This window comes from Corallococcus sp. CA049B, from assembly GCF_003611685.1.
In the GTDB taxonomy this organism is placed as follows: domain Bacteria; phylum Myxococcota; class Myxococcia; order Myxococcales; family Myxococcaceae; genus Corallococcus; species Corallococcus coralloides.
This window is the reverse complement of the sequence record NZ_RAWC01000023.1, coordinates 16,434-37,091: the sequence shown is the minus strand read 5'-3', so window position 1 is coordinate 37,091 and position 20,658 is coordinate 16,434. Positions and strand designations below refer to the sequence as shown.

The following is a 20,658-nucleotide window of genomic DNA, read 5'->3' as shown; positions in this document are numbered from 1 at the left end:
CCGCAGGCTGTGGCCGCGGGCGCCTACCACTCCCTGTTCCTCAGGAAGGATGGCTCGGTCTGGGCCTGGGGCCAGAACGTCACAGGGCAGCTTGGCACCGGCGGCACCAGCAGCACACCCCAGTCGCAGCCTGGCCGCGTGAACGGGCTGCCTTCCATCAAGGCGGTTGCCACGGGCATCGGTCACTCGCTCGCGTTGGACGTGAGCGGCAACGTCTGGGCCTGGGGACAGAATGCTTCCGGCCAAGCGGGCCTGGGGACCGCGGGCGGAACGGTGCTCATTCCGACGAAGGTCGCGGCGCTCTCCAACGTCCAGGCCATCGCCGCCAACGGGAACTTCTCGCTCGCGCTGGGCGCGGACGGACGGCTGTGGGCCTGGGGCCAGAATGCCTCCGGGCAGGTGGGCACGGGCAGCGCGAGCGCGGCGGTGGCCACGCCTGTCGTGGTGCAGGGCCTGCCCACCGTGCGCGCCATAGCCGCGGGCGTCAACCACTCGCTGGCACTGGATGTGTACGGCAAGGTGTGGGGCTGGGGCCTGAATTCATCCGCCCAGGTGGGCAATGGCGCCACCAGCGCGGCGGTGCTGACTCCGGTGCAGGTCGCGGGGTTGCCGCTCGCCAAGGCCGTCGCGGCGGGCGCGGGCCACTCCCTCATCGTCGATGAGCAGTTCGGCAACGTGTGGGCGTGGGGGCAGAACACCTTCGGACAGGTGGGCACTGGCAGCACCAGCACGACGCCGGTGGTGACGCCCGTTCCGGTGAATGGCGTCTTCGCGGTGACGCGCCTCGTTGCCGGGCACAACAGCTCGCTGGCCATCATCGGGAATGGCCTGGCGGTGGCCTGGGGACACAATGCGTCGGGCCAGCTGGGCAACGGAGGCACGGTGAACAGCGCCTCGCCCGCGGGCGTCACGGGTATCTCGGATGCGACGGCGCTCGCGGCTGGGGCGCAGCACACGCTGGCCCTGAGGCCTGGATGCCCCGTCTGGACCTGGGGCAACAACGGACAGGGACAGCTTGGCACGGGCAGCACGTCGACGACACCTGTGACGGCGCCGGGGACGGCCCTCATCGCCAACACGTTCTACTTCGACGGCGACATGGACGGCTTCGGGGACGAGTACATGTCCGAGGAGTCCTGCGAGCCGTCTCCGGGCTACGTGGAGGATCTCGACTGCGATGACTACTCGGCCAGCACCCATCCCGGCGCGGAGGAGACCTGCAATGGGATGGACGACGACTGCGACGGGGTGGTGGACAACGGCAATGCCAGCGGCGGGGCGGATTGCTCGACGGGACAGCAGGGCGTCTGCGCGGCGGGGGTGACGGCGTGCACGAATGGCAGCATGGTGTGCCAGCCGCGCCAGTCCGCATCCGCCGAGCAGTGCGATGGCCTGGACAACGACTGCGACGGGGCGACGGACGAAGGGAATCCGGGCGGCCTCCAGGCGTGCGACACAGGGCAGCTGGGGGTGTGCGGGGAGGGCATCACGTACTGCACCCACGGAGTCATCGAGTGCGTGCCGACGCAGGGGGCTTCCAGCGAGGTGTGCGATGGCAAAGACAACGACTGCGACGGGCAGGTGGACAACGGGGCGCCGTTCCAGACCTGGTACCGCGACCAGGACGGAGACAGCTACGGACTGACATCCCAGGCGGTGCAGGCATGCGTCCAGCCTGCGGGGCATGCCCCGAATGCGGGCGACTGCAATGACAGCAATCCGGCCATCCATCCTGTAGCCCCAGAGATCTGTGACGGCCTGGACAACGACTGCGACGGACAGGTGGACGAAAGCACCTCATGCGTCGCCTCAGCGGCAAAGCTGGCAGTGGGCCTCGAACACACGCTCGTCTTGAAGCAGGACGGGACCGTCTGGGCCCGGGGCTTCAATGGACAGGGCCAGCTCGGCGACGGGACGACGACGAGCCGCCTCACTTTCGCGCAGGTGCTGGGCCTCACCGGGGTTGTCGCCATCGCCGCGGGTAACCACCACTCGCTGGCCCTGAAGCAGAATGGCACCGTCTGGGCCTGGGGCTCCAATGCACAGGGCCAGCTTGGCGATGGGACGACGACAAACCGCCTCACGCCCATACAGGTGCCGGGCTTGACGGGCGTCAAAGCCCTCACCGCCATTCTCTTCCATACGCTGGCCCTGAAGCAGGACGGCACCGTCTGGGGATGGGGATGGAACTACTCCGGCCAGCTCGGTGACGGGACGACCACCGACCGCTTCACGCCCGTGCAGGCGCCGGGATTGACGGGCGTTACGGCCCTCGCCACCGGCTATAACCACACGCTCGCCCTGAAGCAGGACGGCACCGTCTGGGCCTGGGGCAACAACGGCGAAGGCCAACTGGGCGATGGGACGACCACCAACCGCCTCACGCCCGTGCAGGTGCAGGGTTTGACGGGCGTCACGGTCCTCACCGCTTACTACTACCGTTCGTTCGGCCTGAAGCAGGACGGCACCGTCTGGGCCTGGGGGTGGAACGCGGGTGGCCAGCTTGGCGATGGGACGACCACCCGACGCTTCACGCCTGTGAAGGTACAAGGGCTGACAGGCGTGATGTCCATCGCGCAAGGCGTCTTCCACTCGCTGGCCCTGAAGCAGGACGGCACCGTCTGGGCCTGGGGCGGAAACAATGAGGGTCAGCTCGGCGATGGGACGCAGACGGACCGCCAAACGCCCCAACAGGTGCCGGGATTGACAGGAGTCACGGCCATCGCCGCTGGCGACTGGCATACGCTCGCATTGAAGCACGACGGCTCCGCCTGGACCTGGGGGAGCAATCAGTCCGGTCAGCTTGGCGACGGGACGACGGCGAGCCGTAACACGCCCATGCAGGTGCCGGGTCTGAGTCTCTAACAAGGCACTGGGCGCCTGGGATTGACAGGCGCCCAGCATGTCGCAGACATCTGCGAAAAAGGGCCCAGGGGCAGGGAAGGGCGGGCCTGGGCCGCCCAGACTCTTGGCCGGCGAACCAGGTCGGGCCCCTGCCATGAGGCGGATTGTCGAATCTGGATGAGGTCCTCGTAAATCAGTCTCTCTGGAATTTCAGGCCGCGACGTCAATCCAGAGCGCGCTGCAGTCCTGCGAGGCGCTCAGCGTCATGCATCCACGGTGCAGCTGTGCCCCCTCGCCCCTGGCGAGGACTCGCCCTTGCCCGAGCTGCAGGGCGGCATCCAGGGACAGCAGATAGCCGGCACGTCCCGGGGCCACCTTGAGCGCAGTCTCCTGTCCCACTGTCAGGTCCAGCCACCACACGCGCGCGTCGCTCCGAAGGGGCATCGCCTCATCCCCGGCCACCAGGTGACGACCGCTCCGTGCGGCGTGCGGTACGGAGCGGCGGAAGTAGGCGGGTGCACCGCCGTGCTGCGTGGGGGCGAACCGCAGCTGAAGCATCCGCGTGTCTTCATCTGTCTCGTTGCCCTCGGCGTGGAGCATGCCGTCTCGGGCCGAAATCAACTGCGCCTCGCGTGGGCGCAGGGTCGCCCCGGGGGACTGGTCCCCATGGTGGCTCAGCTCGCCGCTGAGGACGATGCTCAGGATCTCCATCTCCCGGTGCGGGTGGAGCGGGAAGCGCGAGCGAGGCGCGAAGGTGGCATCCGCCAGGACCAGAAGGCTGCCGAGCGCGCGTCCTTTGCCTGCGCTGGGGCCCACGGTGGCGATGAAGTGATCTTGCAGGCGCAGCCAGGGCAGCTGCGTGACCGGCAGGGAGGACAGTGGCCGCAGACGGACGTCGGCCATGGGCTCGGGCTTCGGAGGCGCGGAACAGCCGAGCGCGGCGAACCCCAACAGCTGGGCCCCGCCGCGCACCAGCGCACGTCGACCGAGCTTCACGCCTCGCCCCCTGCGCGCTTCGTCGCCTGAGCGAGCGCCTCGACCATGCGCGGTCCGGTCGCGAAGCCGCTCGCGAGCACTTCGACGCCGGAGCCGCCACGGAAGAGCACGGTGGGGAACCCGCTCACGCCCAGGGCCCGGACCTCCTGGAACTCGTTCGCCGTCGCCCGCTTCGCGTCCGCATGATCAAACCGGTTCAGGAACACCCTGAAGTCGAGGCCGTGCGCGGCGCAGATGCTCTCGTAGAAGGGCGCCACGGTCGGGTCCTCTCCCTCGGCGTAGAACTTCCGCTGGATGGCGGCAAACACCTCGTACGCGCGCGTCTCCGGTCCCGGCATCTCCGCGAGCATCCCGCGCATGACGAGGAACGCGCGGCACGCAGGCTCGGTGTCGTAGTTGAACGCCGCCCGGTCGAGGAACCGGGTGGAGAACGGCTGCCCGGTGCGCGCGGCAATCTCTTCCCAGTGGTGGCGCAGGAAGCCTTTGAACCGCTCGCTCCAGGGGTCCCCGCCTCCCGCACGGAGCCCGCCCACCCGGATGCGGAAGGGGATACCCCGACGGTTTGCCTCCGCCTCCAGTTGGCGGAGGCCGGGCGAGCCTCCCCAGCACCAGGAGCACATCGGGTCCCCCACATAGAGCACCTCTCCCACGAGTTCCTCTGTGCTCGACTCGACGCTCTTCTGCGCAGCGCCGGGGAGTGCGCACGCCCCGGTCTCGGGGTCACACAGCGCCTGCGTGTCAGAGGGCGTCTCGTTCTCATTTCTGGGGGTCTTCATGGCCAGCTCCTCTTGGCGGTCATTGCCGCGCCCCGAGAGATAGCCCCAGGCCCCTGCGTTGACGACTCGCGTGGACGCGCACAGCATGTGCGTTCATGCACATCGCCTGGGACGACCTGCAGACGGTGGAGGCGCTGGTGCGCACGGGGAGCGTCGTGGGCGCGGCACGCGAGCTCTCGCTCCGCCATTCGTCCATCTCTCGGCGGGTGGACGCCCTCGAGCGCGCGCTCGGAGTGCCGCTCTTCCTGCGTGGGGCGACGCTGCGTCCGACGCCGCTCGGCCTCGCCATCGCCGAGCGCGCGGGCCACATGCGCCCCCACGCCTTGGACGTGGGGGCGCTCATCGAGGAGCAGCGCCGGGCGCGCGCTGGCCAGTTCGTCATCACCACGAACGAAGTGCTGGCGTCCCTGCTGTTCGGCGCGCTGCGCACGTGCGGCTTCACGCAGCGGGTCCAGGTGCGCATCTCCGAGAGCGAGTTGGCGCTGGAGCCCGGGGTGACGGATCTGGCCTTGCGGCCGAGTCACACGCCGGGCGGGGCGCTGCGGGGACAGCAACTGGGGAAGCTGCGGCTCGGAGTCTTCCGGGCGCGGGCCGCCAGGCAGGACCCGGCGGCCTGGGTCCTGCCATCCGGGAACCTGCGCACCCGATCCTCCATGCGCTGGTGGAAGGCGGTCCCCGAGGACGCGGAGGCCCTCGTGGAGTGCGACACGCTGCTCGGCATCAGGGACGCCTGCGTCGCGGGTCTGGGGCGGAGCGTGCTCCCGGCGCTGCTTGCCGAGGGAGATCCGCGCCTGGTGCTGGAGGAGGAGCTCCCGGGCGGCCCACCGGTGTGGCTGCTATCCGCCGCCACCCGGCGCGCGGACGCGGCCCTCCGGCGGGCTCGGGAGTCACTCTCCGAAGCCCTCCGGAGCGCCCCGGGCGTGTGGGAGGCCTGAGGTCCTCAGGGCGGGAGGACAAGCTCGCGAGGCGGAACCGCCACGAACCGCCTCATGCATCGATTTGTCGTGAGTCAGGCCTGCAGCCAAGCTCGCAGCAGTCCTGCGGCGGCACCACCCAACACCAGCCAGGCCGAGTTGACCCGCCAGTGAAGGAGCAACACCGCTCCGACCACGGCGAGGGCCACCGTCCAGCCATCCACCAGTGCCGCGCGTCCCAGTTGCCAGGTCACCACTGCCATGAGGGCCAACGAGGCCGCGTTGACGCCATCGAGCACCGCGCCCGCGGTCCTGGACCGGCGAAGCCGGGGGATCAGCGGGCCGCTGAGCGCCACGAAGACGAACGCGGGAAGGAAGATGCCCAGCGTCGCGAGCCCGGCGCCGGGCGTGCCGCCCACCAGGTAGCCGATGAACGTCGCCGTGGTGAAGACGGGGCCCGGCGTGAACTGGCCCACGGCCACCGCGTCCAGGAGCTGGGCCTCGGTGAGCCAACCCCAGCGCTCGACGAGGTCCGCGCGGAGGAAGGCCAGCAGGACGTAGCCGCTGCCGAACAGCACGCTGCCGACCTTGAGGAAGAACAGGAAGAGGCCGCCGAGGCTGAACGGCGCGGCGGCCGTGGCGGTCACGGCGGTGAGGCCGTGGAGGGCGAACGGCGGCAGGGCGAACGTCGATCCGGACGCCGGGGAGGACCGAAAATGGCTCCAGGCCGCCAGGGAACCGCCGGCCAGGGCCAGGATGAGCAGTTCGTTGGCGCCCAGGGCGCTCGCCACGGCCGAGCCAATGGCCACGGCGATCCGGGGCCGGGTCGTCAGGGCCGTCTTACCGAGGCCCCATAGGGCCTGGAGGACCACGGCCAGGATGACGGGTTTGACGCCGTACAAGAGGGCGCCGGCTTGCGGCAGGGTGCCAAAACGCACGTAGGCCCATGCCGCCGCGAGCGTCAGGAGCATCGCCGGGACGATGAAGCACGCGCCGGCCACGAGAAGTCCGGGCCAGCCGGCACGCCGGTGGCCCAGGTGGATGGCCAGCTCCGTGGAGTTGGGACCGGGGATGAGGTTCGTGGCGCCCAGCAGGTCGAGGAACTCCTCACGGGGCAGCCAGGCCCTCCGGCGCACGACTTCGTCTTCCATCATGGCGATGTGCGCGGCAGGGCCTCCGAAGGCCGTCAGCCCCAGCCGGAGGAAGACCCAAGCGACTTCGCCGACGGAACCCGGGCGTGGGGGCGCCATCAGGGGACCCGGAGCCAGTTCTGGCGGGTCAGCAGGCCGACCACACGGGCCCGGATTTCGTCCCGGATCTCACGCACCCGGGGCAGCGGCTGTCCCTTGGGGTCTTCCAGGGGCCAGTCGTCGCGCCTCAGGCCAGGAACGACCGGGCACGCATCGCCACAGCCCATGGTGATGAGCCATCCGGCGTTCCGAGCCAGTTCGTCCGTGAGGAGCCGAGGCAGGGCGCCAGACAAGTCGATGCCGACTTCGGCCATGACGGCCTGGACCTCCGGGTGGACCTGGTCTCCGGGCCGCGTTCCAGCGGAGAGGGCACACGCCCGGGTTGGAGCCGCGAGGGCGTTGAAGAACGCCGCCGCCATCTGCGAGCGGCCCGCGTTGTGGATGCAGGCGAAGATGACCGTTTCCATCGCGCGGACTTCACCAGAGAAGCGGGGGAACCACTCAAACGAACGCGAAACGGGCCCAGGCCAAAGACCCCAGGGCACCCCAGGGGCTTAGTTGACCGTTAACCGGTCAATTCACCCGCAGGCGTCTCGGAGAAGGGGCCCAGGGGAAGGAGGAGGGTAGGAGGCTTACGCAGGCGTCGGGGGGCCGCCACGAGGGTAAGAGGCAGTACCTTTGCTTTGGCAGTCGTGGGCCGGACGCCCGGACACTGCGGTGCTCAATCGCATCGCGAGGGGTGTGCAAACCCACCCCACCGGGTAGCCCTGAAGGGCAATGACGCGGGGAGTCCTCAGGGACTTCCCCGGCGCGGCGGCGACTCAGGAGCGCGGAAGCGGGGCCGACCCATAGAGTCCAGTGCACCTTCCGCCGGTGGGCCACCGGGGGCGTGGCCGGAGAGGCCCGCTCGCTGGCGGAAGGCCTCCGTCCCACGCGCTGGGGTCGTCCATGAGAAGAGAGAGTCGAAGCGGGCTGGCATTACTGGCCCTGGGCCTGGTGCTGGCCCTGGCAGGATGCGGAAGCGCCCAGCCAGCGCAAGAGGGCAGCGCCCAGGCCGTGGTGACGCTGCCCCAGGCGCTGAGCGCCAGCGACGTCACCCGCGTGGAGGTCACCACCTCGGGCCCTGGCATTACGACGCGCACGGACGCGCTGGTGAAGACAGGCGGGCAGTGGGGTGGGGTGCTGGGCCAGTTGCCCGCCGGCAGCAGCCGCACCTTCAGCGCCCAGGCCTTCGACGCCTCCAACGTCATGCGCTACGCCGGCGAGGTGGCCAATGTCACCATCCAGGCCGGGCAGACGACGGCCGTCACCCTTCTCTTGCAGGAGGTGAACGCGCCCCCTCCCTTCGACAACGCGGCGCCGCGCATCCTCTCCCTGGTGGCCAGCCCTGGCACCGTCGCCCCGGGCGGCCAGGTGGCCCTCCAGGCCTCCGCGGACGACCCCAACCCCGGCGACACGCTGACGTACTCCTGGACGGCCAGCACGGGCAGCTTCAGCGCGCCTTCCAGCCTCACCAGCACCTGGACGGCTCCGGCCACCCCGGGACAGGTGATGCTGACGCTCGCCGTGACAGACTCCAAGGGAGCTTCCGCCTCCCTCAGCGTCACCGTCACGGTGTCCACCGGCAGTGGCAGCGCGTCCGTCAACGTCTCCGTTAACACCTGGCCCCAGGTAGCCCGCGTCACCGCTTCCCCCACCTTCGTCGCCGTCGGCCAGACCACCACCCTCACCGCCACGGCGAGCGACTCCGACGGTGACTCCCTCTCCTACGAGTGGACGACGAGTTGCGCCGGCACCTGGACGAACGCCACCGCCGCCAGCGCCTCCTTCACCCCTTCGGAAGCGCCCGCCAGCAGCAGCTGCACTCTCAGCGTGGTGGCGCGTGACGGCCGCGGAGGGGAGGGCAGGGGCAGCCTCACCCTCCACGTGGGACCACCCACCACCGGCCGGTTCCCGCCCGAGATGGTAGAAGCCTTCCAGTCCATCGCCACGGTGCCCGCCGCCGGCGGCACCGTCGTCTTCCGCGTACGCGCGCACGACGCCCAGGGCAGCGCGCTCACCTTCACTTGGTCCACCAGCGCCGGCGCCCTCAGTACCGCCACCAGCTCTGCCACCACCAGCGAAGTCCTCTGGACGGCGCCCTCCTGTGTGTCCGCAGGCAATCCGCTCAGCGTCACGGCCACCGTCACCAACACCCTCGGCCTCTCAGCCTCCTACGCCTTCACGCTCCAGGGCGGTGCCTTCTGCGCGGCGCTGAGTGGGCGTCTCACAAGCCGCATCCACACGCTCGCCGTGAAACAGGACGGCACCGTCTGGGCCTGGGGCCACAATGGTTTCGGGCAGCTGGGCGACGGGACGACGACAACAAGCCGAAACAGCCCCTCCCAGGTACCAACCTTGGTGGGGATGAAAGCAGTCGCCGCCGGCATCAACCACTCAATTGCATTGAAGCAGGACGGCACTGTCTGGGCTTGGGGAGTCAACGGCGATGGACAGTTCGGCGACGGGACGACGAACAACCGTTACTTGCCGGGGCAAGTCCCAGGCTTGACGGGGATTACTGCCCTCGGCAGTTGTTCCCTCTGTAGCTATGCGTTGAAGCAGGACGGCACAGTGTGGGCGTGGGGTGGCAATGGTTACGGGCAGCTCGGCGAGGGGACGACAAACCATCGCTACTCACCGGTACAAGTCCCAGGCTTGACGGGGATTATTGCCCTCAGTGGGGGTGATACTTTTGCGCTTGCGTTGAAGCAGGACGGCACCGTCTGGACCTGGGGCCACAATGTTTTTGGGCAGCTAGGCGACGGGACAACGGCCAACCGTAGCTCTCCCGGACAGGTGCCAAGCTTGGCCGGCGTTGTGTTCGTCGCTACTGGACACAACGAATCGTACGCCGTGAAGCAGGACGGCACCGTCTGGGCCTGGGGTCGCAACAATTTCGGCCAACTCGGAGATGGGACAACGAGCAACCGTAGTCATCCTGTCCAGATGATTGGCTTAACAGGCATCGTGGCCATCGGTTCTGGCGTCGAGCACGTGCTCGCACTGAAGCAGGACGGCACTGTCTGGGCCTCGGGATCCAACGTTGAAGGGCAGCTCGGCAACGGTACGGCAACAAATCGTCTTTCGCCGGGGCAGGTGCCGGGACTGACAGGCGTAGCAACAGTCGTGGCCGGCTACTACCACAGCTATGCCGTGAAGCAGGACGGCACCGTTTGGGCGTGGGGACAAAACGCCTACGGCCAGTTGGGTGATGGAACCACGGAGAGGCAAACTACACCTGTGCAGGTGCCAGGCCTGAAGTTCTGACGCAGTACACAGCCCGGCCCGCCCAGCTGCCCGCCGGCAGCAGCCGCACCTTCAGCGCCCAGGCCTTCGACGCCTCCAACACCGTGCCCCGGCCGCCGCGGGCCCGGTGGCGCTGACGCTGACGGTGACGGACTCCAAGGGCGCCTCAACCTCTTCACCTGGGCCACCAGCACCCCCACCGCGGGCCTCCAGGGGGAAAGCGGGTGGATTGGCCGGTTCACTGGGCCGGGCCCAGAGGGAAAAACCAGGGGATTACCTCGGGCCTGTCGGCCCTCAATCCACGGGCGGACTGGCTGGTTAGTTTACATAACGCTTCTTATCAGACCTTTCGACCAGGGATCCCCCAAGGATTCCAGGCGCTTCCCCAGCCGCCCAAGGCCGCCGCGGACGTCCGCGCAACCGGCCCGGGCCCGGCGTTCACGTGTCGTCGGGCTCATCGACATGGTCCAGGTACGCCTGGAGCTGCGCCCGGTAAAGCGGCACCACCTCCGCCGCCATCGCGTCCTCAAGCACCTTCCGAGCTCCGGCACGGTCCCCGCTCATCTTGAGCGAATCGGATGCCCCGAATGCCCGCCCGAGCCGATACGCGCCTTCACGCGTTCGTCGATGAATCTCCCTGACGAGTGAGGCTGTATCCGCCGCACTGGCAAGTGCTGCGTTGGCGTCCGCACGGGTCAGCCCCACCTCGAGAGCCATCCTGCGCAGGAGTTCGGGCATCTCGGGGTCTTGCGGCAGGTCCGCACCGTTCGCGAGCGCCAGGCCCAGGTCGATCACCTTCCGCCAGTCCTCGGACTTCACTGCGCCACCCCCGGCCCACACATGACATGCCACCGTCGGCCACCAACCTCCGGCCGCCATGCCCGGGAATCTCGTGCTTCCCGAGCCCGGTTCCGGAACGTACCTTGCCGCCCCATGCGCCTCTTCCGACGAACCGGACTCGCCGCGCTTTGCGGCCTCACCGCGGCCCTGTTGACGGGCTGCCCTGACAAGACGGCCCAGGCCCCCGTGGACGGCGGCGTCACCGGCCCCACGGCGGCTCCGGACTCGGGCCCCGAGGCCGTGGTCTTCACGCTCCAGTACCTGTCGCCGGACGGCGGCTCCGCGCTCATCCCCCTGGCCCTGGAGGAAAAGCCGCTCGTGGAGCCCACCTCCGACCTGGAGCTGCGCAGCACCCTGGGCCTCAAGAACTACCGCGTCCGGCTCATGGACGAAGCCGACCGGGCCATGGTCTCCGACGACTCCGTGTCCGAGGCCGATGATGGCCTCGTGTACCGCATCCACCTGCCGCAGCCGCTCAAGACCGGCTACTCGTACACCCTCGTCGTCGACTCGCAGACCGGCTCGTCGTTCCAGGACTCGCGCGGCCGCGACGTCGAGGACCTCCGGGCCTCGTTCCAGATCATCGGCGACAAGGAAAAGCCCAAGCCGCCTCCGGCGCCCGCCAAGGGCGGCAAGAAGAAGTCCAAGTAGCCGTCATTCCTGGGTTTCTGACTGCCCCGGCGCCTGGTCCGGCAACGGCTCGGGCGTGGCCGGCGCCGGGGTCGGCAGGTTCAGCGCCGTGCGCAGCTCCCGCAGCTTCGCCTGGATGAGCCGCATGTTCCCCGGGCCCATCCGCAGCAGGTGCTTCTGGGCCTTGCTCAGCCCCTCCAGCTCCGGCGACGCATAGACATACAGCGCGCCCTTGGGCTCCACCTCCACCGGCCCCTTCGGCACCGGCACCGCCAGCAGGTGCTGGATGGCCCGGCCAAACGCCGTCTCGAAGCCCTGATCCGGCGGCGCGATCTCCCGGTACGCCTGGTCGATGAGCGGCTTCAGCTCCCGGTACACCATCGCCGCGCCGGATGCGTCCAGCGAACCCAGCACCCGGGCCACCAGGTCGTAGCGCGCGTAGCTCAGCGGCGTGATCTCCGAGCGCCCGTTCGCCCCGGCCGCGCCCACCTGGAACGCCCCCACGGGCGCCATGAACAACAGCGAGGCCCGAGGGCTCTCACCGTCCGCGATGTTGCTCACGGACGCGGTGAACCGGCGCGCCAGGTCTCGCTCCTGCAGCCACTTCGCCAGCTCCGGATCCACCGACAGCTTGCCCGCCAGATCGCGGATGCGCCCGTCGCTCTCCTGCAGCGGCACCTCCGCGGGCACCTCCGCCACGCCCGCGTCCACCACCGGCGGCGCCGTCACCACGGGCGGCGCCTCCGACTGGCGCCTCAAGCCGAAGTACGAACCCACCACGCCCACGACCATCAGCGCGACCAGGATGCCCAGGACCTTGCCCCGCGACGGAGCCTTGGGCGGCTCGGTCTCCGGCGGCGGCGGAACGGCTCCAGGGCCCTGATTCACGAAGTTCGGATCGCTCATGGTCCCGGACATTACAGACAGGCCTTTGAGCCATTCCACGCGCGCGTGAACAATCCGCGCCGTCTGTGTTCACCGCGCCGCGAGGACCTCGTCCGGCAGGCGCCAGAGCTGACCGTCCTCCGGAGACAGAATGAAACCGCCGGGCAAGAGGTGCACCGACGTGACGGCCTCCGTGGACAACGGCAGCTCCCACGCGCACACGGGCCGCAGCGAGCCCGGGTCCAGTTGAAGCAGGTACCACTCCCCCACCTCCAACAGGTCCTCCACCGCCACCAGCACCGCCCGCTCGGTCACCAGCCCGCTGTACCCCGTGGCGAGCGTGCCCTGTTCCGGCAGCAGGAACTCCGCCGCCAGCGTGGCCTCTGGGTACGTCCAGCGCCGCACCCACGTGCCGCCCACGCCGATGAAGCCCGAGCCGTCCGGAAAAAACCCCGCCGGATAGAACGGCGCCTCCACCGAAGCCACCGCCGCGCCCCGCACGAGCCCCGCCGCGCCGCGCTCCACGAACGTGAGCCACGTGCCCTCCTGGCCCAGGCTCACCGACGCGCCCATCACCGGCAGGCTCGGATGCGGCATCCATTCGTGCAGCCCGTCCAGGTCGTCCTCACCCAGCGCCGGCGTGTCGAGCTCGAGCCCCGCCTCCGTCCCCGCCACGTCCGATAACGTTCGGGCATCCAGGACGCGCACCGAAGCCCGCCCGTCCTGGACGCCGCTCGTCCAGAGGCTCTCGCCGGTGACGTCGAACCCCAGGGCCTGCGTGTGCCGGGTCCAGGCCCGCGCGGGCGTCTCCACCGGACTCCCGTCCAGCGCCCGGCCCACCATCTCGATGCGCCCCGGCCCCAGCACCGCCGCGCACCCAAGCGACGGATGCAGCGCCACGAGCCCCGCGGCCCGAGGCAGCTCCAACACGCGGCCCGGCGGCCACGCCTCGCGAGCCCCGAGCACGGCCAGGCGCCGCACGCCCAGGGCCAGCCCCACGGACCCGCCCGAGGGAGGCAGCACGAAGCCGTCGCCCGCCCACTCCGCGTCCGTCACCGGCAGCGTCGTGATTCGAGTGAGCGCAACGCGGCGGCTGGGAATGCCCCACGGCGTGCCGGGCCGCGGCCGGCCCACCCAAGGCACGACCTGGCCGCTCAGGAATCCTGCTCCATGGCCCGCACGCGCGCGAGCGTATCCACGTCGCGCTCGGTGGGGCCCAACTCCAGGAGCAGCCGGCTCACGTCGTACAGCAGGTCTCCGCGCTCGAACACCTTCAGCCGGGGGACGTCCAGGTTCAGGTCGTCCGCGCCCTTATTGTACGTCAGGTCCATCAGCGACCGGAGCTGGAACGAATCATAGAGGTTGTACTCGACCAGGTAGCGCAGGGCCTCCACGTCGCCGCGCCGCAGGTACGCGCGCCACAGCAGCACCGCGTCGTAGCCATTCACGCCCTTCAGGTGCGGCGGCCGTCCCACGCCCAGCTTGTCTTCAATCTCCTTCAGCCCGCCGCCCATCCCCAGCCGACGCGTGACGAAGCGCAGGTCGATGTGCGCCTCCGGCACCGGGAAGTTCTTCGCGCCGAAGTACTCCTTCAGCACCGGCACGTCGAAGCACGAGCCGTTGAACGTCACCCACAGCCGCCGCTTCGCCAGGCCTTCCGGCAGCGCTTCCATGTTCCGGCCCTGGATGTAGACGTGCAGCCCCTCGGCGTCGAACAGGCTCACCACCGTGGGCACCTGCGTCTTGCTGCCGTCCGTCTCGATGTCGAAGTAGACGGCGTCGTCCTGGAACTCCGGGAACAGGCGCCAGTGCTCGCGCGGCGGCACCATGCGGGCCAGGTCCTTCAAGTCGCGCCGGGCCAGCGCCGCCCGGGCCTCCGCGATGCGCTCGCGGGCCGCCGTGTCCGCCTTGCGGCTGATGACGATGCCGCCGTCCGGGAAGTCATCCCAGGTCCGGATGCCCTTGGACCACAGGTCCTTCTCGCGCCACGGCCCCACGCCGGGGATGAGCTGGAACGTGTGCAGCAGCATCAATCGAGCGCACCCAGCCTTCCCGCCAACAGGTCGTCCAGGAGCGGCACGTCCGCCTCGCAGAACGGCAGCGCCTGCATCTCCGTGGGCGTGTGGAACGCCAGCTGGTGCGCGCCCAGCGGCTTCGGCTCACCGGACACAATCGTGGCCGCGAGCAGCACCAGCTCCACCGTGAGATCCGGGTACGTGTGGCGGCCCTCCCACAGGCGGCGACCCACGGACAGCTCCACGTCCAGCTCCTCGCGGCACTCGCGCGCGAGGGCGGCCTCGTCCGTTTCGCCGGCCTCCACCTTGCCGCCGGGGAACTCCCAGAGGAGCGCGCGGCTCCCACCGGGCAGGCGCTGCTGGACCAGATACCGAGGCCCGCCGTCTTCCGGACCGGGCCGGGGAATCAGCGCGGCCACCACCCGCACCGTCCGGGGCACGGCGCGCGTCACCCGCGCGGCCCCTTCTTCACGTCGTTCATGTCCAGCGCGTACAGGTACGCGTTGTTGGACAGCACGTACACCCGCGAGCCCACCACGAACGGCGGCGCGGAGATGCCCACGCCCGGGTTCCACGCCATGCGCGACCTGCCCGTCGTCGGGTCCACGAACAGCAGCGCACGCTCGTTGGGCACCAGCAGCATTCCCCTGGCCAACACCGGAGCGAGCGCCGTCCTGTCCTTGAGGGGGAGCGACCAGATGAGCTTTCCCGTCTCTCCCAGGTAGGCGTCCACGCGGCCGTCGCCGGTGGCGAACACCACCTCGCCCCGCGCCAGCAGCGACGTCAGGCCGCCCACGCTGGCGTTCCAGATGACCGCGCCGGTGTCCGCCTCCAGGGCGTACAGGCCGTTCTTGTACGAGGCCACATAGAGCCGCCCCGCCGAGTCGATGGCGGGCGTGGTGTCCACGTCCAGGAACTCCGTGCCCGCGCCCGACAGGGACTTCTCCCAGACGACGCCGCCGTCCTCCACCTTGAGGGCGACGAGGAAGCCGTCGGAGAAGCCGACGTACGCGGTGTCCTGGTCCACTCTTGGCGCGGAGGCGCCCCGGACGGTGAAGCCCGACGGCGGGTCGCGCCGGTACTGCCACACCCACGTGCCGTCCGTCGCCTTCACCGCGAACACCGTGTCGGTGTCCGTGGCCACCAGCACCAGGCCGTCCGCGAGCACCGGCACCGTGGCCAGGGACTCGCTGGTGGCGTACTTCCACTTCACCGCGCCGGTGCGGCCATCCACCGCGTACAGCACGCCGTCGCCGCCCGGCAGGTAGATGACGCCCTCGCTGGCCAGACCGCCCGCGAGCGCCCGGGCTCCGGTGCGCAGGGACCAGGCCACCTTCCCGTCCGGTCCCACCGCGCGCACGTAGCCGTCACGCGTCTGCACCACGACGTTCCGGCTCTCCGGGTCGTACACCGGAGAGGCGGGCTCGCGCGGCGAGTACTCCAGCAGCGGGACCTTGTCGACGAGCCCCGTCCACCAGTTGACCTGGAAGTAGTCCACCGGCGGCTGACGGGGCGCCGCGGGCAGCTCCGGGTTGCCGTACAGCGGCGCCGTCGCGCACCCGGCCAGGAGCCCTGCCCCGGCCACCATTCCCACCCACCGCTTCCACCGAGCGAGCCGCATGGTCATGAGCGCGCTACGGCTGCCCCGCGTCCGTGTCCGTCGCGGCGGGCGGCGCCGGCGTGGGCACCTTCACGCCCTCCGCGGCCAGCACCGCCATGCGCTCGGTGGCCTGACGGGCCGCGGCGCTGTTCGGGTGGTCCGTGGGAATCTTGGACAGCACCTGCGCGGCCTCGTCCTTCTTGCCCTGGAGGATGAGCATGCGCGCCTTGTGGTACGCGCCCATGCCGACCAGGTACTCGCCGGTGTCCGCCTTCTCCATCGCCTCGAAGGAGGTGATGGCCTGGGCGTAGTCACCCTTGGCCTCGTAGGCGTAGCCCTGGCCTTCCAGGGCGCTGGCGCGCAGGGCGTCATTCTCCGGGGCGCCCTTGAGGAAGACGTCCAGGGACGCCAGGGCGTCGTCGTTCTTGCCCAGCCGGAACTCGGCCTTGGCCTGCGGCAGGGCGGCCGTCGTCGCCGAGCGGGTGCCGCCGTGCTCCTTGCGGAAGGCGGCCAGCTGCTTCACGACCTCCTCGTCGCGGGCCTGCACCGTGGGGAACGGGGGCTCCGTGGCGGACGGGTCCACCGGGTCCACGCCCGTCACGGGGCGGTCCAGGACGGTGAGCGCCTGGCCCAGGGCCATGGAGGCCTGCTCCTCGCCGCGCTTGGACACTTCACTGGCGATGGCCACGCCCACCGCGCCCAGCACGAGCACGCCCGCGCCGATGGCGAGGAACTTCTGGCGCTGCATCAGCCAGTCGCGCGCGTCCGCTCCCGCCTTCTGGAAGGCGTCCGGCTGACGAAGCTCCTGCTGGCGAATCTTCTCGGTCTTCTGCTGGGCCACGATGAAGGGACCTCTCTCCGGCTCGACGGTGCTCTTCGCTCTGGGAAAGCGGCGCACTGTAAAGAGCGCCCGCTGGGAGTGTCAACGCGTGTGCGCGGTCAGTCGCGCCCTGCCCGCTTCCCACCCTTGCCACCCTTGCCCGCCAGGTGCGGGTTCTTGCGCGCCTCGCGCTTGGCCTTGCCTGGCCGCTCGCGGAAGAGCAGCCGGATGGGGACCCGCAGGTCGAACGTCTTGCGGATCTGGTTGGTGATGTACCGCTTGTACATGTCCGGCACACCCTGCGGTTCGTTGCAGGTGAGGGTGAAGGTCGGCGGGGCCGCCGCCACCTGCGCGATGTAGTACAGGCGCAGGGGCTTGCTCTTCACGATGGGCGCCGGGTTGTTGTCCACCATGTAGTCCAGCAGCTTGTTGAGCTGCGGGGTGGGCGCCCGGAAGCGGAACTGCTTGGCCAGCTCCACCGCCACGTCCACGACCTTCTCCACCTTGGAGCCGTGCAGGGCGGACGTGAAGATGACCGGCGCGTAGCCCACGAACTTGAGGGCGATCTTGAGGTCCTCGCGGAAGGCATCCTGGCGGCGCTTGTCCTCCGCGATGAGGTCCCACTTGTTGACGACGATGACCAGCGCGCGGCCCCGGTCCATGGACAGGCCCGCGAGCTTCGCGTCCTGATCCACCGCAGGCTCCGTGGCATCCATCAGCAGCACCGCCACGTCGCTGCGCTCCAGGACCTTCAGCGCCGCGATGACGGAGTACTGCTCCACCTGGTGCGCGATGGTCTTCTTGCGCCGGATGCCCGCGGTGTCCGTGAGGATGAGCTGGTTGCCCTTGTACGTGACCTCCGAGTCGATGGGGTCACGCGTGGTGCCGGCGACGTCGCTGGTGACGACGCGCTTCTCCTTGAGGATGGCGTTGACCAGGGTGCTCTTGCCCACGTTGGGCCGGCCGATGATGGCCACGCGGATCTTCCCGTCGTCCGGCGGCGCCTCCGAGTCCTCGCCCTCCTGCTTCTCCGGGAGCTTGGACACCACGGAGTCCATCAGGCTGCCCATGCCCAGGTTGTGCTCGGCGGACATGGCGTTCACGTCGCCCAGGCCCAGGCGGAAGAACTCGCCGGCCAGCGACTGCATCTGCCCGGACTCGTTGTCCAGCTTGTTGGCCGCCACGACGACGGGCTTGCCCGCCTTGCGCAGGTAGTTGGCGACGGCCTCGTCCGCCGTCGTCATGCCCGCGCGGGCGTCCACCACGAAGATGATGACGTCGCACTCCTCCACCGCGAACTGCGCCTGCTCGCGCACCTGCTTGAGCAGCGAGTCCTTCTCACCGGGGACGAAGCCGCCCGTGTCGATGAGGGTGAAGGCGCGCCCCTCCCACTCCGCGTCGGCGTAGTGCCGGTCGCGGGTGACGCCGGGCTGGTCCTCGACGAGCGCGATGCGGCGGCCCACCAGGCGGTTGAACAGCGTGCTCTTGCCCACGTTGGGGCGACCGACAATGGCGACCAGCGGCTTCATGGAGTCTCTTTCGACAGCGACGACGACTTCGAATGCAACGACGTCAGCGGCACGGACTTCAGCGGCGACATCACTCGTAACCCAGCTTCCTCAGCCCCGCGGCGCGCTCGCTCCAGCGGGCCTCCACGCGCACGCGCAGGTCCAGATACACATGCGCGCCCAAGAGGCGCTGCACGGATTTGCGAGCGTCCGTGCCGATGAGCTTCAGCATCTGCCCCTGCTTGCCAATCAGGATGGCCTTCTGGCTGTCGCGCTCCACGTAGATGGACGCCGCGATGCGGATGAGGCCACCCAGCTGGCCAGGGGGCGTGCCGGGGCGCGGCTCGCGCTCGGATTCATCGAACACGTCCACCAGCACCGCGGTGGAGTACGGAATCTCCTGCCGGCAGTGCCGCAGCACCTGCTCGCGGATGTACTCGGCCACCAGCACGCGCTCCTGCTGATCCGTGAGCATGTCCTCCGCGAAGAGGGGCTCGCCCTCCGGCAGGTGGCCCAGCACGACCTGGAACAGCTGCTCCACGCCGTCCTTCTCCCGCGCGGAGATGGGCACCACCTCCGCGAAGGGGAACTCCTGGCCGTAGAGCGCGATGAGCGGCAGCAGCTTCGCCTTGGGGATGGAGTCGATCTTGTTGATGACCAGGAAGGTGGGCTTGCCCACCTTCTGGAGCCGCTCGAGGATGGCGCGGTTGCCCGGCGTCACGTCCAGCGTCTCGCCCTGGGGCGGCTCGATGAGGAAGAGGACCAGGTCCACCTCCTCGGCCGCGGAGAGGGCGGCCTCCACCATGTATCGGTTGAGCTCTCCCTTGGCCTGGTGGATGCCGGGAGTGTCGATGAACGCCACCTGCCCTTCCGGGCGCGTCACCACGCCCAGGATGCGGTTGCGGGTGGTCTGCGGCTTGGGCGAGACGATGGCGATCTTCTCGCCTGTGAGCACGTTGAGCAGGGTGCTCTTGCCCACGTTGGGCCGGCCGATGAGCGCGGCGAAGCCAGCGCGAGGGGTCTTCTTCTGGGACTGAGAGGCCATACTTCCGGAGATGATCAGTGGGCCTTCCAACCTCGACGACGGGAAGGCCCCGGGGGAACTGCCAGGGTACGGCGGCGGACTGCTTACGAAGGCCGCGCCGTGGAGATGGTCAACGTCTGGATGCGCACGTCCCGGCGGGGACGGTCGCTTGAATCCTTGGGAAGCTCATTGGCGATGCGGTCCACCACGTCCTGCCCTTCCACCACCTCGCCGAAGATGGTGTACCGGTTGTCCAGGTGGGGCTGCGGCGCCGCGGTGATGAAGAACTGACTGCCGTTGGTGTTGGGGCCGGTGTTGCCCATGGCCAGCACACCCTTCTTGTCGAAACGCCGGCCACCCTGGAACTCATCCTCGAAACGGAAGCCCGGGCCGTTGTTACCCCGGCTGGTCGGGTCCCCGCCCTGGATCATGAAGTCCTTGATGCAGCGGAAGAAGAGCGTCCCGTCGTAGAGCGGGCGGCCGTGCTGGGGCTGGAACGTGATGGGGTCCGTCCAGGGCTTCTCCCCGGTGGCCAGCCCCACGAAGTTCTCCACCGTCTTCGGTGACTCCTGGGAGAACAGGCGCACCACGATGCGCCCCTCCGTGGTCTGGAAGGTGCCGAACAACTCCGTGCCCGCGCGGGCCTGTTCCATGAAGCTCATTGCGGAGGGCTCTTGGGGGCGGCGGGCTTGGGGGCGGCCGGCTTCCTGGGCGCCTTTTCACTCAGCGTAATCGTCTCCAGGACCACGGGCGTCTGCGGCCGGTCCTGGGCGCTGCGGGGCACGTTGCCGATCTTCTCCACCACGTCGTAGCCGGTGACGACCTCGCCGAAGATGGTGTGGCGGCCGGCGAGGTGCGCGGGCGTGGAGGTGGTGATGAAGAACTGGCTGCCGTTGGTGTTGGGGCCCGCGTTGGCCATGGCCAGCAGGCCCTGCTTGTCGAAGCTCCGGCCGCTCTGGAACTCGTCCGCGAAGCGGTAGCCCGGGTCGCCCCTGCCGGTGCCCGTGGGGTCGCCGCCCTGAATCATGAAGCCCGGGATGACGCGGTGGAAGACGGTGCCCGCGTAGAGCGGCTTGCCCTTCACCTGCTCGCCCGTCGTCGGATCCGTCCAGGCCTTCTCGCCCGTGGCCAGGCCCACGAAGTTCGCCACCGTCTGGGGCGCGTCCTTGGAGAAGAGCTTCACGGTGATGACGCCCTGGCTCGTCTTCAGCGTCGCGTAGAGGTCCTTGCCGGCCTGGACCTTCTTCGTCCACGGGCCCGTGGCGGGCTCGGCGGCCAACGCCGCGACGGCGGCGAGCGCCACGGTGAGACCGAGAAGACGGTGCATA

19 protein-coding genes are annotated in these 20,658 nt (G+C 69.5%); 4 read left to right on the top strand and 15 right to left on the bottom strand.

The window, feature by feature from the left end; all coding sequences use genetic code 11:
- Positions 1-9: 9 nt before the first annotated feature.
- Positions 10-2,865, top strand: coding sequence for a MopE-related protein (locus D7W82_RS07960; protein WP_158617609.1), 2,856 nt, complete (start codon positions 10-12; stop codon positions 2,863-2,865).
- A gap of 189 nt (positions 2,866-3,054) precedes the next feature.
- Here D7W82_RS07960 and D7W82_RS07955 read toward each other — a convergent pair whose 3' ends face one another.
- Together D7W82_RS07955 and D7W82_RS07950 are read right to left on the bottom strand one after the other, a co-directional pair.
- Positions 3,055-3,840 carry a pirin family protein gene (locus D7W82_RS07955; protein ID WP_233587372.1) on the bottom strand — a complete coding sequence of 262 codons (786 nt, stop codon included), beginning with the start codon at positions 3,838-3,840 and terminating at the stop codon, positions 3,055-3,057.
- Positions 3,837-4,703, bottom strand: a complete 867-nt coding sequence (locus tag D7W82_RS07950) for a DsbA family protein (protein ID WP_233587371.1) — start codon at positions 4,701-4,703, stop codon at positions 3,837-3,839. Before D7W82_RS07950 ends, D7W82_RS07955 begins: the two co-directional genes overlap by 4 nt.
- An 8-nt stretch (positions 4,704-4,711) precedes the next feature.
- Here D7W82_RS07950 and D7W82_RS07945 point away from each other — a divergent pair, with 8 nt between their 5' ends.
- Positions 4,712-5,551, top strand: coding sequence for a LysR family transcriptional regulator (locus D7W82_RS07945; RefSeq protein WP_120617748.1), 840 nt, complete (start codon positions 4,712-4,714; stop codon positions 5,549-5,551).
- A 74-nt stretch (positions 5,552-5,625) separates the two neighbouring features.
- Here D7W82_RS07945 and chrA read toward each other — a convergent pair whose 3' ends face one another.
- Entirely contained in the window at positions 5,626-6,780 is a 1,155-nt protein-coding gene (gene chrA / locus D7W82_RS07940; RefSeq protein WP_120617747.1) for a chromate efflux transporter, read from the bottom strand.
- Positions 6,780-7,187, bottom strand: a complete 408-nt coding sequence (locus tag D7W82_RS07935; protein ID WP_120617746.1) for an arsenate reductase ArsC — start codon at positions 7,185-7,187, stop codon at positions 6,780-6,782. The genes chrA and D7W82_RS07935 overlap by 1 nt, the downstream gene beginning before the upstream one ends.
- A 481-nt stretch (positions 7,188-7,668) precedes the next feature.
- On the opposite strand from D7W82_RS07935, the gene D7W82_RS07930 reads away from it, so the two are divergent.
- Positions 7,669-10,029, top strand: a complete 2,361-nt coding sequence (locus tag D7W82_RS07930) for an Ig-like domain-containing protein (protein WP_120617745.1) — start codon at positions 7,669-7,671, stop codon at positions 10,027-10,029.
- 417 nt (positions 10,030-10,446) lie between these two features.
- Here the strand turns inward: D7W82_RS07930 and D7W82_RS07925 are convergent, their stop codons facing one another.
- Entirely contained in the window at positions 10,447-10,827 is a 381-nt protein-coding gene (locus tag D7W82_RS07925) for a DUSAM domain-containing protein (protein ID WP_158617608.1), read from the bottom strand.
- A gap of 114 nt (positions 10,828-10,941) precedes the next feature.
- On the opposite strand from D7W82_RS07925, the gene D7W82_RS07920 reads away from it, so the two are divergent.
- Positions 10,942-11,499 carry a hypothetical protein gene (locus D7W82_RS07920; protein ID WP_120617743.1) on the top strand — a complete coding sequence of 186 codons (558 nt, stop codon included), beginning with the start codon at positions 10,942-10,944 and terminating at the stop codon, positions 11,497-11,499.
- A gap of 3 nt (positions 11,500-11,502) precedes the next feature.
- Here D7W82_RS07920 and D7W82_RS07915 read toward each other — a convergent pair whose 3' ends face one another.
- The 10 genes from D7W82_RS07915 to D7W82_RS07870 form a co-directional block, all read right to left on the bottom strand.
- Positions 11,503-12,384 carry a DUF3014 domain-containing protein gene (locus D7W82_RS07915; protein WP_233587370.1) on the bottom strand — a complete coding sequence of 294 codons (882 nt, stop codon included), beginning with the start codon at positions 12,382-12,384 and terminating at the stop codon, positions 11,503-11,505.
- A 69-nt stretch (positions 12,385-12,453) separates the two neighbouring features.
- Positions 12,454-13,419 (bottom strand): hypothetical protein, encoded by a 966-nt coding sequence (locus tag D7W82_RS07910; RefSeq protein ID WP_147439261.1) that lies wholly within the window; start codon positions 13,417-13,419, stop codon positions 12,454-12,456.
- 98 nt (positions 13,420-13,517) lie between these two features.
- Entirely contained in the window at positions 13,518-14,393 is an 876-nt protein-coding gene (locus tag D7W82_RS07905) for a ribonuclease H-like domain-containing protein (protein ID WP_120617740.1), read from the bottom strand.
- Positions 14,393-14,830 (bottom strand): (deoxy)nucleoside triphosphate pyrophosphohydrolase, encoded by a 438-nt coding sequence (locus D7W82_RS07900; RefSeq protein WP_120576879.1) that lies wholly within the window; start codon positions 14,828-14,830, stop codon positions 14,393-14,395. The genes D7W82_RS07905 and D7W82_RS07900 overlap by 1 nt, the downstream gene beginning before the upstream one ends.
- Positions 14,827-15,966 carry a PQQ-binding-like beta-propeller repeat protein gene (locus D7W82_RS07895; RefSeq protein WP_233587374.1) on the bottom strand — a complete coding sequence of 380 codons (1,140 nt, stop codon included), beginning with the start codon at positions 15,964-15,966 and terminating at the stop codon, positions 14,827-14,829. The genes D7W82_RS07900 and D7W82_RS07895 overlap by 4 nt, the downstream gene beginning before the upstream one ends.
- Before the next feature lie 46 nt (positions 15,967-16,012).
- Positions 16,013-16,822, bottom strand: a complete 810-nt coding sequence (locus D7W82_RS07890; protein WP_370450953.1) for a tol-pal system YbgF family protein — start codon at positions 16,820-16,822, stop codon at positions 16,013-16,015.
- Positions 16,823-16,917: 95 nt separating this feature from the next.
- A complete protein-coding gene (gene der, locus D7W82_RS07885; RefSeq protein WP_120617738.1) occupies positions 16,918-18,327 on the bottom strand; it encodes a ribosome biogenesis GTPase Der in 1,410 nt (469 codons plus the stop codon).
- Between the two features lie 70 nt (positions 18,328-18,397).
- The gene (gene era / locus D7W82_RS07880; RefSeq protein WP_120617737.1) at positions 18,398-19,351 is read right to left on the bottom strand and encodes a GTPase Era; all 954 of its coding nucleotides are present in this window, start codon (positions 19,349-19,351) and stop codon (positions 18,398-18,400) included.
- Between the two features lie 83 nt (positions 19,352-19,434).
- Positions 19,435-19,992, bottom strand: a complete 558-nt coding sequence (locus D7W82_RS07875) for a peptidylprolyl isomerase (protein ID WP_120617736.1) — start codon at positions 19,990-19,992, stop codon at positions 19,435-19,437.
- Positions 19,989-20,657, bottom strand: coding sequence for a peptidylprolyl isomerase (locus D7W82_RS07870; RefSeq protein WP_120617735.1), 669 nt, complete (start codon positions 20,655-20,657; stop codon positions 19,989-19,991). Before D7W82_RS07870 ends, D7W82_RS07875 begins: the two co-directional genes overlap by 4 nt.
- Between the last annotated feature and the right edge of the window lies 1 nt (position 20,658).